The organism is Citrobacter sp. VF227, from assembly GCF_052950715.1.
Map to the genome: position 1 here is coordinate 1 of NZ_JBRFVF010000600.1, position 437 is coordinate 437.

Here is a 437-nt window from a genome sequence, read left to right on the forward strand (position 1 = left end):
AGTTTAACCAGCAACAAGCCACTGGTGACATCACCGACGCCAACGGGCTGACGAGCGCCAAAATCAACTAACGGTCGGCTGATGTGCCATGCCTGGTCGGCTGTGACCAACAACATCTCGAAACGATCTGAGCTAATACCTGCACGAGCCAGATGCTTCACCAGCACAATTGCCGGTCCTTGCGCAATGAGCTCACGTGCGGCCGCCACTGCCTCATTGACGCTGTTAACCGCGTGTTCGCACAAAATTTCGAGTTCAACCAGATTCGGGGCGATAATGTCGCTGGCCGGCAACGAATGTCGCACGTGAAACTCAGCGACGCCGGGTGCAACGATACACCCTTTCTCCGGATGCCCCATCACCGGGTCGCAGAAGTATTTCGACTGCGGATTGGCGCCTTTCACCTGGCGTACAAGATCCAGAATATGCTCGCCCTT

The 437-nt window shown here is 55.8% G+C and carries 1 protein-coding gene; it reads right to left on the reverse strand.

Features of this window, described 5'->3' with window-relative positions; translation table 11 throughout:
- Positions 1 to 437: pyridoxal kinase (gene pdxY, locus ACU8YC_RS28100; RefSeq protein WP_446896411.1), on the reverse strand; the 437-nt coding region annotated here is incomplete at both ends.